This window comes from Ruegeria sp. L12 (assembly GCF_056531745.1).
This window is the reverse complement of record NZ_JBQFMH010000002.1, coordinates 396,853-412,534: the sequence shown is the minus strand read 5'-3', so window position 1 is coordinate 412,534 and position 15,682 is coordinate 396,853. Positions and strand designations below refer to the sequence as shown.

16 protein-coding genes are annotated in these 15,682 nt (G+C 58.7%); 2 read left to right on the top strand and 14 right to left on the bottom strand.

What is annotated here, in order from left to right; all coding sequences use genetic code 11:
• The first annotated feature begins 45 nt into the window (after positions 1-45).
• The gene (locus tag ACR0K9_RS04980; protein WP_480532446.1) at positions 46-684 is read left to right on the top strand and encodes a MarC family protein; all 639 of its coding nucleotides are present in this window, start codon (positions 46-48) and stop codon (positions 682-684) included.
• Positions 685-869: 185 nt separating this feature from the next.
• Here the strand turns inward: ACR0K9_RS04980 and ACR0K9_RS04975 are convergent, their stop codons facing one another.
• The 5 genes from ACR0K9_RS04975 to sciP form a co-directional block, all read right to left on the bottom strand.
• Positions 870-992: a hypothetical protein gene (locus tag ACR0K9_RS04975; RefSeq protein ID WP_480469848.1), complete on the bottom strand. Its 123-nt coding sequence runs from the start codon at positions 990-992 to the stop codon at positions 870-872.
• Between the two features lie 112 nt (positions 993-1,104).
• Positions 1,105-3,195, bottom strand: a complete 2,091-nt coding sequence (gene recG / locus ACR0K9_RS04970; protein ID WP_480821253.1) for an ATP-dependent DNA helicase RecG — start codon at positions 3,193-3,195, stop codon at positions 1,105-1,107.
• The gene (ligA, locus tag ACR0K9_RS04965; protein ID WP_480821251.1) at positions 3,192-5,444 is read right to left on the bottom strand and encodes an NAD-dependent DNA ligase LigA; all 2,253 of its coding nucleotides are present in this window, start codon (positions 5,442-5,444) and stop codon (positions 3,192-3,194) included. Before ligA ends, recG begins: the two co-directional genes overlap by 4 nt.
• Before the next feature lie 125 nt (positions 5,445-5,569).
• Positions 5,570-6,286, bottom strand: a complete 717-nt coding sequence (gene ctrA, locus ACR0K9_RS04960) for a response regulator transcription factor CtrA (RefSeq protein WP_480532454.1) — start codon at positions 6,284-6,286, stop codon at positions 5,570-5,572.
• Positions 6,287-6,370: 84 nt separating this feature from the next.
• Positions 6,371-6,664, bottom strand: a complete 294-nt coding sequence (sciP, locus tag ACR0K9_RS04955) for a CtrA inhibitor SciP (RefSeq protein WP_480821249.1) — start codon at positions 6,662-6,664, stop codon at positions 6,371-6,373.
• A gap of 130 nt (positions 6,665-6,794) precedes the next feature.
• Between sciP and mnmA the strand changes: the two genes are divergently transcribed.
• Complete coding sequence (mnmA, locus tag ACR0K9_RS04950; RefSeq protein ID WP_480821247.1) at positions 6,795-7,940, top strand: tRNA 2-thiouridine(34) synthase MnmA; 1,146 nt, start codon at positions 6,795-6,797, stop codon at positions 7,938-7,940.
• On the opposite strand, the gene ACR0K9_RS04945 is transcribed toward mnmA, so the two are convergent.
• From ACR0K9_RS04945 to ACR0K9_RS04905, 9 genes are all read right to left on the bottom strand, one after another.
• Positions 7,937-8,482 carry a carboxymuconolactone decarboxylase family protein gene (locus ACR0K9_RS04945; RefSeq protein WP_480821245.1) on the bottom strand — a complete coding sequence of 182 codons (546 nt, stop codon included), beginning with the start codon at positions 8,480-8,482 and terminating at the stop codon, positions 7,937-7,939. The two genes, mnmA and ACR0K9_RS04945, sit on opposite strands and share 4 nt — an antisense overlap.
• Positions 8,483-8,573: 91 nt before the next feature.
• Positions 8,574-9,149 carry a hypothetical protein gene (locus tag ACR0K9_RS04940; RefSeq protein ID WP_480821243.1) on the bottom strand — a complete coding sequence of 192 codons (576 nt, stop codon included), beginning with the start codon at positions 9,147-9,149 and terminating at the stop codon, positions 8,574-8,576.
• A gap of 4 nt (positions 9,150-9,153) precedes the next feature.
• Positions 9,154-10,308 (bottom strand): lipid-A-disaccharide synthase, encoded by a 1,155-nt coding sequence (gene lpxB / locus ACR0K9_RS04935; protein WP_480821241.1) that lies wholly within the window; start codon positions 10,306-10,308, stop codon positions 9,154-9,156.
• The gene (locus tag ACR0K9_RS04930; RefSeq protein ID WP_480821239.1) at positions 10,308-11,102 is read right to left on the bottom strand and encodes an LpxI family protein; all 795 of its coding nucleotides are present in this window, start codon (positions 11,100-11,102) and stop codon (positions 10,308-10,310) included. The genes lpxB and ACR0K9_RS04930 overlap by 1 nt, the downstream gene beginning before the upstream one ends.
• 4 nt (positions 11,103-11,106) lie before the next feature.
• Entirely contained in the window at positions 11,107-11,892 is a 786-nt protein-coding gene (gene lpxA, locus ACR0K9_RS04925; protein ID WP_480821237.1) for an acyl-ACP--UDP-N-acetylglucosamine O-acyltransferase, read from the bottom strand.
• Entirely contained in the window at positions 11,889-12,362 is a 474-nt protein-coding gene (fabZ, locus tag ACR0K9_RS04920; protein ID WP_480469859.1) for a 3-hydroxyacyl-ACP dehydratase FabZ, read from the bottom strand. Before fabZ ends, lpxA begins: the two co-directional genes overlap by 4 nt.
• A 72-nt stretch (positions 12,363-12,434) precedes the next feature.
• The gene (locus tag ACR0K9_RS04915) at positions 12,435-13,004 is read right to left on the bottom strand and encodes an OmpH family outer membrane protein (protein ID WP_480821235.1); all 570 of its coding nucleotides are present in this window, start codon (positions 13,002-13,004) and stop codon (positions 12,435-12,437) included.
• 19 nt (positions 13,005-13,023) lie between these two features.
• Entirely contained in the window at positions 13,024-15,384 is a 2,361-nt protein-coding gene (gene bamA, locus ACR0K9_RS04910) for an outer membrane protein assembly factor BamA (RefSeq protein WP_480821233.1), read from the bottom strand.
• A 128-nt stretch (positions 15,385-15,512) separates the two neighbouring features.
• A complete protein-coding gene (locus tag ACR0K9_RS04905) occupies positions 15,513-15,641 on the bottom strand; it encodes a hypothetical protein (RefSeq protein ID WP_480532473.1) in 129 nt (42 codons plus the stop codon).
• Positions 15,642-15,682: the final 41 nt, after the last annotated feature.

Sequence of the window (15,682 nt, the reverse complement as noted above, 5' to 3'; positions counted from 1 at the left end):
GACAAATCTGTGTAATCTCTGCCGAAATCCGGGGGAGGCTCAGACGTGGAAAAACTGCTCGAACATTTTGTGACCCTTTGGGTTGTCATAGATCCGATTGGCACGATCCCCGTTTTCATCGCAGTTACTGCGAGTGTTGAGGCCGCTGCCCGCCGCAAAACGGCCTTTCTGGCGGCCGTAGTCAGTGCTGGCATACTGCTGTTTTTCCTTGTCTGCGGACAGCTGGTAATCGAAGCGCTGGATATCGGTCTGAATTCCTTTCAGGTCGCTGGCGGGATAATCCTGTTCCTGTTCGCGCTGACCATGATCTTTGGCGAAAGCAAACAGGACACCGAGCAGCGTGAAGCCCAGGAGGACCTGGATGACAAGATGCACAAGACCAATCCGGCGATCTTTCCGCTGGCGGTTCCGTCTTTGGCCTCACCCGGAGCAATGCTGGCCATTGTCGTCCTGACTGACAACAACCGCTACAGCATTGCCGATCAGGGCATAACGGCGCTGGTCATGCTGGCCGTGATCGCCATCGCGTTTGTGCTGATGCTGCTGGCCGAGCCTATCATACGCCTGATCGGGCATTCCGGGGCTGCCATCATCAGCCGGGTCATGGGAATGATTCTGGCTTCGGTCGCGGTGAATTCCGTTCTGTCCGCGATGCTCGAGATCATCAAAACCGGGCAACTGTAAAAAAAACCGCCGCGCCTTCCGGGCGGAAAGGGCGGCGGCAGGTTGTGCGTTTCTCACGTAGGGTCCGGTTTTCCGCGCGGGGCCGAGGCTGGCCCCTTCAAGGGGTTTGGGACAGGCAGGTCACCCTTGACTGAGATGGGGAAACAAGCACGGCATTATCGGCATGAGATCGCAGGCAGAAAAGCTTAAAACCCCGTCGGCAAGTGAAGGGCTACCACCAGCATGACAACCAGCGAAACCGCGCCCACCGCATCCTGCAAAATCGTTGCTTGCGAACGGCTGAAAGCGGTCTTGATCTGGGCCAGCATGGTCTCACCTCCGGTCAGGGTTTAATCTTTTGTTGACCTTTTGTTCTCATATTTCGACGAGCCAGTAAAGAACTTTATGAGAACATTCGTGAACTTTTTGCGGTTATCGTGCCTAACCAACTGAAATCAAACGGATTGCCTGATCCTGTTTCATGAGCCACAGAAGAACGCGCGCCGCCTTGCCTCTGTCGGTTGTCAGATTCGGATCTGCGGTTAGCAGCGCACGGGCATCCGTTTGGGCGACAGCCATCAGTCCGGCCTGACGTTCCAGATCGGCGATGCGAAACTTTGGCAACCCGGATTGTGCGGTACCAATCAGGTCCCCGGCCCCGCGCATCTGCAGATCGGTCTCGGCGATTTTAAACCCGTCTTCGGTCTCGCGCAGGACCTCCAACCGCTTGCGCCCACCTTCGCTGAGTGGAGGCTGGTACATCAGAAGGCAAGTCGAGGCATCCTCGCCCCGCCCCACCCGGCCACGCAACTGGTGCAACTGGGCCAGTCCGAAAATCTCGGCCCGCTCGATCACCATAATCGTCGCGTTGGGCACATTCACGCCCACCTCGATCACTGTTGTGGCAACCAGCACTTTGGTTTGCCCGGACTGGAACGCAGCCATGGCCGCGTCTTTTTCGGCAGGCGGCATTTGTCCATGCACCAGCCCCACCACGCCGTCCCCCAGTATCGCGCGCAGTCGTTTGAACCGCTCCTCGGCGGCTGTCAGGTCCGACACCTCGGATTCGTCCACCAAAGGGCAAACCCAATAGCATTGCTTGCCCGCATCAATCGCGCCCCGCAAATGGGCCACAACTTCATCCATGCGCTGCGTACTGACGATGGCCGTTTTGATCGGTTTCCGGCCCGGAGGTTTTTCGTCCAGAACCGAGACATCCATATCCCCATATTGCGCCAGCGCAAGGCTGCGCGGGATCGGTGTCGCGGTCATTACCAGTACATCCGCGCGCTGGCCTTTCTCGGACAGTTCCATCCGCTGGCGCACACCAAAGCGGTGCTGCTCATCAACGATGGCAAGCCGCAGGGCGTTGAATTCGACATCGGATTGAAAAACGGCATGGGTGCCGACCAGAATCTGAATGTCGCCCTGTTTCAATGCCGCCAGCTTGGCGCGCCGTTCCGCCCCTTTGTCACGTCCCGTCAGGATTTCAAGGACAACGCCCGCCTCCTCGGCCAGCGAGCGCAACCCTTCCAGATGCTGGCGCGCCAGAATCTCGGTTGGGGCCATCATTACCCCCTGCCCGCCCGCCTCAACGGCGACCAGCAAGGCCATGAACGCCACAAGCGTTTTGCCTGCCCCCACATCCCCTTGAAGCAGACGATTCATGCGATTGCCCGAGGCCATATCGGCCGAGATTTCCTCGATCGCACGTGTCTGCGCCCCGGTCGGACGGTACGGCAGGCTTGCCAATACTCTGGACTGCAACGCACCTGTGCCGACACTGACGATCCCACGTGTCTTGCGCTCTCTTTGGCGCGCAATGGCCAATGTAAGCTGATGGGCCAGAAACTCATCGTAAGCCAGCCGCTCGCGTGTCGGAGCGAATGAGGCGACATCGTCCGCCCCCTGCGGATGATGCGCTGATCGTATCGCGGTCTGCCAATCCGGCCAGCTTTGCTGCGCAACCTGTGTCGTGTCCGCCCATTCGGCCAATGCGGGCGCGCGCGCCAATGCGCTTTGCGCGGCTTTATAGGCTGTCTTCTGGGTGACGCCCTGAGTCAGGTGATACACCGGCTCGAATTCCGGCAACTCGCCAGCACTTTCCGGTGCAACGACATGATCCGGATGCACCATCTGCGCCATGCCGTCGAACAGCTCCAGCTTGCCCGACACAATACGGCGCGCGCCCTGTGGCAGGATTTTCTTCAGGTACTCCCCGCGTGCGTGAAAAAACACCAGCTGGAAATCGGCCTGCGCATCTTCGACATGAATGCGATAGGCCCCACCTTTGTTCCGAGGCGGACGATGCGTCCCGACCGTCACCTCGACCGTCAGGGTCGTCGGCAGGACGGCACCTTGAATTGTATCGCGCCGCCGCCGGTCGATCACCGCATAGGGCAACGCGAACAAGACATCTCGCGGCGACTCGATCCCGAGTTGCCCCATCAATTGCGCCGTTTTGGGGCCAACGCCATCCAGTGTCTCGAGCCCGGCAAACAGTGGGAAGAGTTGTTCAGGTCTGCCGCTCATGCATCCCCGATCAGCTGCAGCCAGCCGTCTTCGTCCAGTGTTTCGATCCCCAGATCAGCCGCCTTCTTCGCTTTTGATCCAGCGCCCGGACCGGCCACAAGCAGGTCGGTTTTTTGGCTGACCGAACCAGAGACCTTTGCCCCCAATGCCTCGGCCCGCGCCTTGGCCTCGGCGCGGGTCATCTTTTCCAATGTCCCCGTGAACACCACTGTTTTACCCGCGACCGGGCTGTCCGAGGCCGGGGCCTCAGGCGGGATAATCGTCAGATGTTGGCGCAGATCGTCAAAGGCCTTGCGTTCGTCAGCATTGGCGAAAGCATCAGACAGCGACAGGCCCAGAGTCGCCCCGATCCCATCAATCCCGATCAGATCGGACCATGCGCTGGCCGCTGAGGGAGGAACATCCAGCCGCGACATCGCAATGTCACGCGAATCCTTAAGCCTTGCACGCCGACCCTCGGTAGTGGCGGCAAACCGTTCGGCTTCCTCCGCCTCATCCGCGGCCCGCTGCGCCAGCGCCGCCGGGCGCGCAGTGTCAATCGCCGCCGCCATCACATCCCAATCCCGATAAAACAGCGCCAGATCGCGCGCGCCGACTTCACCCACGTGACGAATGCCAAGCGCGAACAGCAATCTTGCGAAGGCAATGCTGCGTTTGTCGCTGATTGCCGCAAACAGGTTGCTGGCAGAGGTATCGCCCCAACCATCCCGGTTCTTCAATCGCGCCAGATTGCCCGCGTCACGGTCCTGCAGCGTGAAGATGTCGGCAGGTGTGTTGATCGGCAAAACCGGGTCGTCATAGAACATTTCGATCTGTTTGGCGCCCAATCCTTCGATGTCGAACGCTTTGCGCGAGACAAAATGCTTGAGCTTTTCGACCGCCTGTGCCGGGCAAATCAGACCGCCGGTACAGCGGCGGACCGCATCGCCTTCTTCCCGGATCGCGTCGCTGTCACATTCGGGGCATTTCGATGGAAAATCATATGGTTCGGCATCATCGGGCCGTTTTGACAGGTCCACATCCGAGATCTTGGGGATCACATCACCCGCGCGATAGACCTGTACCCAATCGCCGATGCGGATATCCTTACCATCGCGGATCACGCCGCCCTTGGCGTCCCGACCCGCAATGTAATCCTCGTTGTGCAAGGTCGCGTTCGAAACCACGACACCGCCAACCGTCACCGGATGCAATCGCGCAACCGGGCTGAGTGCGCCTGTCCGGCCCACCTGAATGTCGATGGCCTCAAGCCGTGTCCAGGCAAGTTCTGCCGGGAATTTATGCGCTATCGCCCAGCGAGGGGTCGTGGACCGGAACCCCAACCGGCCCTGCAGGCCGAGGTCATCGACCTTATAGACCACACCATCGATGTCGTAGCCTAGGGTCGCCCTCTGCGCCTCGATCCGGCGATAATGGTCCAGCATTTGATCGGTTGTGGCGCACAAGCGGGTCAGATCATTGACCTGAAACCCAAAGTCTTTGAGCCTCTCGATTGCTCCCATCTGCGTATCCGCTAAAGGCTCGGAAAGCGCGCCCCACGCATAGGCGAAGAACCGAAGCGGTCGCGCCCGGGTGATCTCGGAATCAAGTTGCCGCAGAGAGCCCGCCGCCGCATTTCGGGGATTCGCGAAGGTTTTGCCGCCCCTCTCGGATTGCCGCGCGTTCAATGCGTCGAAATCCTGATGAGACATGTAGACCTCGCCCCGAACCTCAAGCACGTCAGGCGCGCCGTCTATGTGGTGCGGGATGTCCGCGACGGTTAGGGCATTGGCGGTGACGTTCTCGCCTACCTCGCCATCTCCTCGGGTGGCGGCCTGAACCAACGCGCCGTTTTCATATCGCAATGAAAGAGACAGACCATCAATCTTGGGTTCGGCAGTGTAGGCCAGCGGCGCATCCGCGCTCAGGCCAAGATACTTACGAATCGAACGGTCGAAATCGGCGACATCCTCGTCGTCAAACGCATTGCCCAGCGACATCATGCGCATGGCATGGGCCACCTTGGTAAAGCCGTCCGCAGGTCGCGCCCCAACCTGATCCGTTGGACTGTCTGCGCGCTTCAGATTTGGGAAACGGGCTTCGATTTCGGCGTTTCGGCGCTTGAGCGCGTCGTAATCGGCGTCCGAAATCTCGGGCGCATCTTTGGCGTGATAAAGCTCATTTGCGCGCAGCAGGGCCGCGGCAAGACGGGCCAGTTCTTCCCGTGCTTCGTCTTCGCTCAACTCTGCTACCGCTGTGATCTTGCTCATGTCCCCGCCCTGTCACGTCGTCTTGGACCCCAGTGATAGGGCGAGGCCATGGTCAGGTCCAGTGCTGTGCTGAGCCGCGAGTGGGAATGCCGCCCCGGACCAACGGCGGCAATCTGTTGATTGTATCAGGCTCCAACCGCCATTCGCGTTTGATCGACGCTGCCGACTTGCGGGTCACGCAGAACATATCCGCGGCCCCAGACCGTCTCGATATAGTTCTCTCCGCCCGTCGCATTGCTGAGTTTTTTGCGCAGCTTGCAAATAAACACGTCAATAATCTTCAGTTCCGGTTCATCCATTCCACCATAAAGGTGGTTCAGGAACATTTCTTTCGTTAGGGTCGTCCCTTTGCGCAGGCTCAGAAGTTCCAGCATCTGGTATTCCTTGCCCGTCAGATGGACGGTTTTGCCACCGACCTCGACCGTTTTGGCATCCAGGTTAACGGCCACCTGCCCGGTATGAATCACCGATTGCGAATGCCCTTTCGAGCGGCGAATGATCGCGTGAATACGCGCCACCAGTTCTTCGCGATGGAAGGGTTTGGTCAGATAGTCGTCGGCGCCGAAGCCGAACCCCTTTATCTTGCTTTCCGTATCATCTGCGCCTGACAGGATCAGAATGGGTGTTTCAACCCGCGCAATGCGCAACTGCCGAAGCACCTCATGCCCGTTCATATCCGGCAGGTTCAGGTCCAGCAGGATCAGGTCATAGTCGTAAAGCTTGGCCAGATCGATCCCTTCTTCGCCAAGATCTGTCGCATACACGTTCAGGTTAGCATGTGTCAGCATCAGTTCGATGCTTTTGGACGTTGTGGGATCATCCTCGACAAGAAGTATACGCATTCAGCCGCTCCAATTCGGTACAATATCATCGGTTCAAATCGAGACTGGCTAAAAATGGTTAACCTGTCGTTACCGTTGATTCATTTATTCACTTTCCCCTTTAAGTTGTCGATATTTTTTTAGCGCGGTGACCTTTAAGGCGTCGGTTCCGTGCTCGGCAACAGCCGAGGCCCAAATGTTGAACTCTTCATCGCTCAACCCATATCGCTTTTTGGCATCCGAGAGAGAAATGAGCCCGTAAAGCACCCCCCGAACGACGATCAGCTTGCGCGAGGCAACCCAGCGTCGTGTATCCGCAGGGGGCAAATCTGCGCGCGTCAAAACAGTTCCATCCGGCAAGGTAACCGACCTTGGCCCTTCGACTTTGTGCAAATACATCTGTCACACCTTCTATTACTGCGACAAAGCTGCGCCCAGCCTACTTAAAACAGCATGAAACCGCCCCTTGAGAGTGTGTAGAATTTTCCTATATTCTGCCGGTCTTTCTTAACCCGGACTGGAACCACCCATGGCCCTCGATACCGAGACCCCGCTGAACTCGCTTGGCTTTGCCAAACCGCCCTCGGAAACGCGGGTGGTCGTCGCGATGTCCGGCGGTGTGGACAGTTCGGTTGTGGCCGCTTATCTGGCCGATCAGGGATATGATGTGGTGGGCGTGACGCTTCAGCTGTATGACCACGGCGCGGCGCTGGCCAAGAAGGGTGCATGCTGTGCAGGCATCGACATCCATGATGCGCGACGCGTGGCCGAAGAGCGTGGGTTTCCGCATTACGTTCTGGATTACGAGAACATCTTCAAGGATGCAGTGATCGACGAATTTGCCGACAGCTATTTGGCGGGCGCGACCCCTGTGCCCTGCATCCGCTGCAACGAACGGGTGAAATTCAAGGACCTGCTGGAAACCGCCAAGGACCTTGAGGCCGATTGCATGGCCACCGGTCACTATATTCAGCGCATGATGGGGCCGAACGGCCCCGAACTGCACAGCGCCGAGGATGCGAACCGGGACCAATCCTATTTCCTGTTCTCGACCACTCCTGAGCAGTTGGATTTCCTGCGCTTCCCACTTGGCCATCTGCCCTCGAAGGATGCTACCCGCGAGATGGCCGCGCAATACGGGCTGGCCGTGGCGGACAAGCCGGACAGTCAGGACATCTGCTTTGTACCCGATGGCAACTATGCCAGCGTTATCGAAAAGCTGCGCCCCGGCGCGGCGGAACCGGGCGAGATCGTCCATGCCGATGGCCGTGTATTGGCGCAGCATGACGGGGTGATCCACTACACCATCGGCCAACGGCGCGGCCTTGGCATCGGCGGCCTTAGCGAGCCGCTGTATGTGGTCAAGCTGGACGTGGACAAAAAGCAGGTCGTTGTCGGCCCCAAAGAAATGCTGGCCACCCGCATCGTACCGGTACGCGAGATCAACTGGCTTGGGGATGAACCTTTCACCTCGCAAAGGGAATGGCACCTGTCGGTCAAGGTCCGCTCGACCCGCCCCCCGCGCGAAGCGATCATTCGACCCCTATCCGACACCACTGCCGAGGTCGAGTTGCTGACACCCGAGGAAGGTATCTCTCCGGGTCAGGCCTGTGTGTTCTATGCGAATGAAGGCAGCCGCATCTTTGGCGGCGGCTGGATCTGGCGCGGTTACTAGGCCGAAACGGGCTCGACTTCAGCTTCGATCTGAATTTGCAGGGCATCGTTGAACCGGTTGAACGCACCGCAGAGCGTTATACGCCAGGTCAGTTCCACAATCTGCGCATCGCTGAACCATTCGCGCAGGTCCGAGACCTCGGTATCCCGCATCCGGCCTGAACGGGTGGTCACCGCCTCGGCATAGCGCACCACCGCCTTGTCACAGTCGTCAAGCTCGGGATGATCCTCAACATCCGGCAACCGAGCCGCACCTTCGGGGCTGAGCCCTGCCACGGTCAGCAACGGGGTATGATGGGACACGCAATAATCGCAGGCGTTCAGTTTCGATACCGTGACCATTGCCAGCTCCAGCGCCCGGCGCGGCAGGTTTTCCTGCGCACGCAATGTCGTCAGCATACCAGTGACATGCTCCAGAACCGGCGGGCAATAGGCTGCGACCCGTGCCCAGTTGTCGAACGGCCCATAGGCACCCAATGCTGTATGGGACGCGCGGGCTGCGTCGGTCATGTCATCATCGCTCAGAGGCGGGATACGGGTCATGGGCATTCTCCTTCGCGGCATACTTACCCATGCCTGAAGGTGCTGCGACAGATGCGCTTCGATCACAATCCGGTCATTGTGCCGGTTGGGTTTACAGGGCGTCTGTAGGCGAATTGAACAGGATGTAAAGCCCGACACAAACCATGATGTAGGGCGCGATCCGGTCCATTCGCGCCACCCGAGGCCCAAGGCTTTGTGCCCGCGGCGCGCCCCAGGTTGCGACCGCGACCAATGCAGCAGCGGCCCCAGCAGCACCGAGCAAGGCGGCCAACCGGAATGAGGGCGCAGAATCGGCCAAGAGCGGCGTCATTACCGCAAAGCTGTCAATGGACAGGCTCAGAAACAGAGTGACGACCGAGCTGACGGCCCCTTTGGAGCTGAGATCTTCCGCCTCGGTTCCCCGCATTTGCTGCCAGATACCGCGCAAGCCGAAGATCAAGGGCACAAGTCCAAGATAGCCGATCCATTCGGGGATGCCGCTTTGATCCAGCCCGACCGCGACGGTCATGGCAAGCGACAGGACAATGGCCTGCGCAATTGCAAATCCGGCAATGGCGCGGCGTTGTTCCATGATCAGGATCAGGCCAAGCAAAACCGCCAGATTGTCGAGATTGGTCGACACCATCGCCACCCCGGCCGATATGGCAAACAAGAGGTGGTCGAACATGTCGCTACGCCATCCGCTGCAGAACCGCGCGCGCAGCGCGCAGGCCGGGGGCCTCTCCGCCACGCCCAAGACGGTCCATCGTCTCGGCCATGGCCTGCTGCTGCGTATCCGGGGTTGCTGCGACCTGTCTTAGCGCCTGGGCGATTCTGTCGGGTTGGCAGTCGTCCAGCAAGCATTCGGGCACCGTTCGGGTTTCCGAGACCAGATTGACCAGCGTCACAGTATCCAGTTTCACCATGCGTTTCGCGATCAACGTAGTCAGCCAGTTCAGATTATAGGCAATCACCATCGGCGTCGCTTGCGCGGCCAGTTCCAGAGACACCGTGCCCGATGCCGCCAGCGCAAGATCGGCAGCCGCAAATGCCGCCCTTTTCTGCGCCTGAGCCTGATCCGTGGGCAATTCCCGCGGATCGACAACAACCGGTTGCCCCGGCCAATCCTTCACCTGCTCGGTGACAGCCTCGACCATATGCGCGACGGTCGGAACCACCACGCGCGTGCCCGGGCGGTCTTGCAGATATTGCCGGAGAGCGGCCCCAAATATCGGGGCCAGCCGTTCAACCTCCCCTCGCCGAGAGCCTGGCAGTGCAAGGATGATCGGCGCATCACCCAGATCGTGATCCGCGCGGAACTGCGCAACATCCTGATCTGTCGCAACAGGTTCGTTCACAACCGGATGGCCGACGAAATCGCACTCCATCCCGGCGCGTTCCATATAGGGCGGCTCGAACGGCAACAGGGCAAGGACATGGTCGATCACCTTCGCCATCTTGTCGGCCCGCCCCGGGCGCCAGGCCCAGACGCTGGGGGCGACATAGTGGACGGTGCGGATATTGCCCGATGCCTTCACCAGTTTGGCGACCCGCAATGAGAAATCAGGACTGTCGATGGTGATCAGAACATCCGGTTGCGTCTCAAGCACCGCCTGAGCGGTCTCGGCAATCCGGCGTTTGAGGTGGAAAAACTTCGGCAGAACCTCGACCAGTCCCATAACGCTGAGCTCGGACATGGGAAAGCGACTGTTCAGCCCCTGCGCCTGCATCAAGGGGCCGCCAACACCGTCGAATGCCACATCGGGAACCAGCGCGCGCAGCCCCTCCATCAATGCGGCCCCCAACCGGTCGCCCGAAGGTTCTCCAGCGACCAGAAAGACGCGCATCAGACCGCGCGCTCTCGGACCTGAAGGAACAGGCCCAGTCGGTTGCATTCCTCGACGACACGGTCACGCTGCAACACGATTACGCCGCCCTTTTCGATCACGATACCTGAAAGCCCGGCAGCAACCGCCCCGGACACGGTGTCGGGGCCAATTGCTGGCATATCCGCGCGCCGGTCCTGATCGGGCTTGGGCCCTTTGAACAGGACACCGCCGCCCGCATCGGGCCGTTGTGTCAGGGATTGCAGCATCCATGCGGTGCCGAAGATACTCTCGACCGCCAGCGCCTGCCCCTTCAGAACCACACAAGCCTGACCGATATCGGCCGCACCCATCGCGCGCAGGATACCTGCGGCGCGATCTGCATCAGACAGATCGGCCTCGGACGGGTGTGCTTCTGACAGGCAACCAAGCGGAGGCAGCAGATCAGGCGCAATCTCATGTGCGGCCCGAACGTTCAGTCCGGCGTCTTCAAAGATGCCGATGACCGCCCGCAGCGCGCCATCGTCTCCGGACATGATGGCCTGCTGCAGGATCGGAACCAGCGGCATCGTTGCAGCGTCGATCCGCGCCGGGTCAACAACAGGGCGGCGTACCGCTCCGGCCATGCAGATCTCGGTTACGCCCCTCGTTTTGAGGTCGGCGATGAAACTGCCAAGATGTTCCAAAGGAAAAACCACATCTGCTGTCAGAGTGTCCGGTTCGAACCCCTCCATGGCGCAAATCAGCGGGCGGTCGGACAGGCACGAGACAACCGCATCCGGCAACACTCCTGTCCCCGCGATCAGAGCCAGCATCGGATTACTTCCTCGGCGTCAGGAACGAGCGATCGGATTCACCGGTGACGAAATCGACGATCCGGCGCACATATTCGCTTTCGTGATCATCTCCCAACCGCTTGGCCCGATCCATGAAGGTGCCCTCACCTTCGGACAATTCGCGAAACGCGGCGCGCAAGGCCGAGATATCAGCGCGCGCCACGCCACGCCGTTTCAGTCCGACCAGGTTCAGACCATCCAGTTCGCCTCGCGGAGCCTGCACAAGGCCATAGGGAATCACATCATTGGCCACCATTGTCAGCGCGCCGATGATCGCACCGCGACCGACACGCACAAATTGATGCAGACCGGAAATGCCGCCAACGATTACGTCATCTTCGATGATGCAGTGACCAGCCGCGCCGGCATGATTGACCATGATCACCCGGTTGCCGATCTGCACGTCATGGGCGACATGGACACCGGCCATAAGCAGGCAATCGTCGCCGATACGGGTCACACCACCGCCACCGTCGGTACCGGTGTTGACCGTCACATGTTCACGGATGCGATTGCGTTTGCCGATTTCCAAGCGGGTGTTCTCACCGCCGAATTTCAGATCCTGCGGGATTTCTCCGATGACCGAGAAATTGAAGATCACGGTGTCTTCGCCGACACAGGTATCGCCGGTCACCACCACATGAGATTTCAGCTCGACCCGGTCACCCAACCGAACTTGCGATCCGACATAACAGAACGGACCGATGGTACAGTCCTGCCCGATCTGAGCGCCGTCTTCGATAATTGCGCTGGGATGGATGCCGCTCATGTCGTCTTTTCCATGTCCCAATCGACATAGGCCGAGAATTCGGCCTCGGCGGCCACTTCGCCTTCGACGGTTGCACGACCGCTGAACTTGAAGATCTTGCCACCTTTTTTGCCGCGCACAGTTTCAACGTGCATCTCCAGCACATCGCCGGGCACGACCTTGCGGCGGAACTTACATTTGTCGATGTTCATGAAGTAGATCAGCAGCTCGCTGTCGATCACATCCATGCCGACGCCAAGCATGACACCAGCGGTCTGGGCCATTGCTTCGACAATGGTAACTCCCGGCATGATCGGAGTACCTGGGAAATGGCCCTGAAAATGCGGTTCGTTCATGGTGACGTTCTTGATGCCGACTGCGGATTGATAACCCTGAATATCCACCACCTTGTCGACCAGCAAAAACGGATAGCGATGCGGCAATATCCGCTGAATCAGCTGAATGTCTGCGCTCTTGGTTTCCGTGGTCATGGTTTGGGTGTCCTGTTCTGGATGTCTCTTTCAAGCGTGGTTAGCAATACCGCTGGGCAAGGGCAAGCCAGCCTAGTCGCCGTTGGTTGCCCCAAGGCTGGTCCCGTCGCCGATTGCAGCGTTGATACGCTCGATTGCGGCATTGGTGATGTCCGAGGCGTCCGAGCTGAGCACTACAGTCGAGCGTTCGATCACGACCGACGCCTGAGATTCACGCAACAACTCAATCAACACCGGCTGCGCCAGTTCGAAAAACTGACCGCGCGCCTCTTCTCCTCGCCGTGCCAGTACATCGAGCTTGGCTCGCTGGCTGTCTCGATGCGACTGAACTTTTTCGTCAAACGCCTGCGCAAGGGGGCGGAATTCCTCAGCAGATACAGTCGCCCGAAGCTCGGTGAGGTCTTTTTCCTCTTTGCTCAGTTCGGCGACGATCCGCTCGTTTTCCTGAGCCAACAATGCACTTTCCGTTTCTATCTCACGAAACACGCGCTGGCCAAAGGCGGATTCCGCAAACAAACGCTCGCTGGAAATCGTCAGAACACCGGTCTGCAGCACGCCCAGTTGTTGCGCGCCAGCGGGCAGTGCCGACAAAGCAATCAAAACACACAGGGCCCGCAAAGGGCCCTGTAGAAGTTTTATCAAGCCGAAATTCATTCGCGGATCAGAACTGAGCCTGAATAGTCAGGTCAAAGCTCTGTTCGTTGTCAAATTCCTCTTTCTTGAGCGCCTTTGAGAAATTGAAGCGCAGCGGGCCAAAAGGCGTGGTCCACAGAACTGAAACACCGATGACGTGGCGAATTGATCCGTTCGCTCCAACGATATCGGCGCCCGAGGTATTCACGTTGTCGATATTGTAGAGGTTTCCGACGTCATAGAATACGCCGCCCCGCAGACCCAGTTCCTCGGGCAGGCCCAAAGGGAAGTCCGATTCAAATCGCGCCACCCAGTAGTAGTTGCCGCCGATAGCATCATCCTGACCGTTCGACTGATCCCGCGGGCCGATACCGGCGGGTTCGAAGCCACGGAAGGTGTTGGGACCAAGAACGAAACGATCGATAGTCCGGCTGAAGTCGTTCCCGGTCCAATGCAACGCACCCAATTCAAGGCTTGCCCGCAGTACCACTTCTTCGTTCAGGACCCGCTTCTGAGCGATCGCACGCGCGGTTGACTTGATATATTCGTTGTCGCCGCCCAGTCCTGCCGCATCAACCCCCAGTTCAAACAGAACACCTGCTGTGGGATTCAGGCCGCCAAGACGGCTGTCATAGACATAAGAAACACCGAACGAGCTGGAAGTCCGTTTTCCCTGATCGATTTCCGATGCGATCACCGCACCGTTGGTCTGACCGCTTTGCTGCGTCATCTCGCTACGATTCCAGCCATAGCGCAAGCGCAGTGAGGACAGCTCGCCAATCGCATAGCTGAGTTGCGGATTGAAGAAGACCGTTTTCGTATCGTAGCTGGCGAAGCTTGAATTCGTTGTAGACAGCCCCAACCCAAGATCAAAGCGCAACTTACGGCCAAGCAGGTATGGTTCGGTAAAGTTGATTGCATACTGCTCCGAGTCCTGTGCGGTCGACAGAGTGACACCCAGAGTCTGGCCCCGGCCCAGGAAATTGGACTCGCTCAGACCAATCGCGATTCCGAAACCATCCGAGACCGAATAGCTACCACCAAGGCTCAGCGAGCCGGTGGGCTGCTCTTCCACATCCACGTCAACGATGACCTGGCTGGGCGACGAACCTTCGCGTGTGTCCACATCAGCGACCGAGAAGAAACCAAGTGCGCGGATCCGCTCGGCGCTCTGCCTAATCTCACGCGGGTTGAACGGGTCACCTTCAACTGTGTCGAATTGACGACGGATCACCCGGTCCAGCGTGGTGGTGTTGCCCTCAATGTCGATCCGTTCAACAAAGATGCGCGGACCGCGGGTCAATACGAACTGTACATCCAGCGTCAAATCGCGCGGATTGCGCGTCACCCGCGGCTCGACCCGCAGAAAATCGACACCGTTCTTCAGCCCCAGGCGTTCCATCCGCGCGATCGAGTTTTCGACCAGCGTTGGCGAATAGATTACCCCCGGCTTGATCTTAAGCGCTTCCTGATAGGGCGCGGCGTCCACGCCCGGGATCTCACTCACCGTAGAGATCTGACCGAATGAGAAGCGCTGACCTTCAGTGATATTCATCACCAGGAAAAACGCGTCCCGTTCGCGGGTGAATTCCACATTTGCACTGTTGACGCGGAAATCGACATAGCCGCGCGACAGATAGAAGTCGCGGATCACCTGTTTGTCGAACTCGATCCGGTCGGCAATGAAGGTATCGCCCCGCAGGAAAGTGCGCAGAACGTTGGCCTGTTTGGTTTCCAGCACGCGACGCAGCCGACGATCGGAATAAGCGCGGTTACCGACAAAGCTGACGCGCTCAACTTCGATGGTTGTCCCTTCGGCGACTTCAAACACCAGATCCACCCGGTTGTCGCTGCGGCGGATGATGCGCGGGATAACCGTGGCCGAAACCCTGCCCTGCGCCGAATAAATCTCGGCAATCAGATCCGCATCGGCCTCGGCGACCTGAGGGGTAAAGACCCGGCGGGTTTCAGAAGAGATCGCATCCAGCAGCACGTCATCCTTGACGCGGCGGTTTCCCTCGATGCTGATCTGGTTGATTGTAGGGTATTCCGCGACTTCGATGACCAGAGTATTGCCGCGCGGCGTCAGTTCGACTGTCTCAAAAACACCACTGTCAAGCAAACGCTGAAAGGCGTCGTTCAGTTGTCCGGCGGTGACGGTCTGTCCCGGTTCGATTCCTGTTCGAGAGATTATCGTCGAGGTTTGGATCCGTCGATTGCCCTCAACTTCGAAGCTGTTGATCGTGTATGACTGCGCTAGCACCGGTTGTGGAAGAACCAACAAGCCCGGGATTGCAAAGAAGAAAAAGAATACTAGTGCCTGCCACAAAATATTGCTTTGCCGCCCGCGTGAGCCGCAGTATGTGCCCGTGCCTCTGCCGTCAGTCATTTTTGTCACTACCCAGAATTTTCAGACTTTAGGTGCTGAGTAGCCCGATTGTGGCATCATGTCAAAAGTGCAAAATGCAAAAAACGGCCCGCAGGCCGTTCTTAGAAGTCAGCGTCAGTCTGCAAGAATCACAAGCCGACGATGTATCCACCAACCGCAAGCGCCAAAGCGGTCACCCCGAAGCTAAGCAGGACATCCCAATTCAAAAGAAACAGGTGGCTGAAGCCCTGATAGGATTTCTGTAACGCTCTGGTCATCGCTCTTGAGTCCATTCATACGAAAGCACCCAAGAGCATAG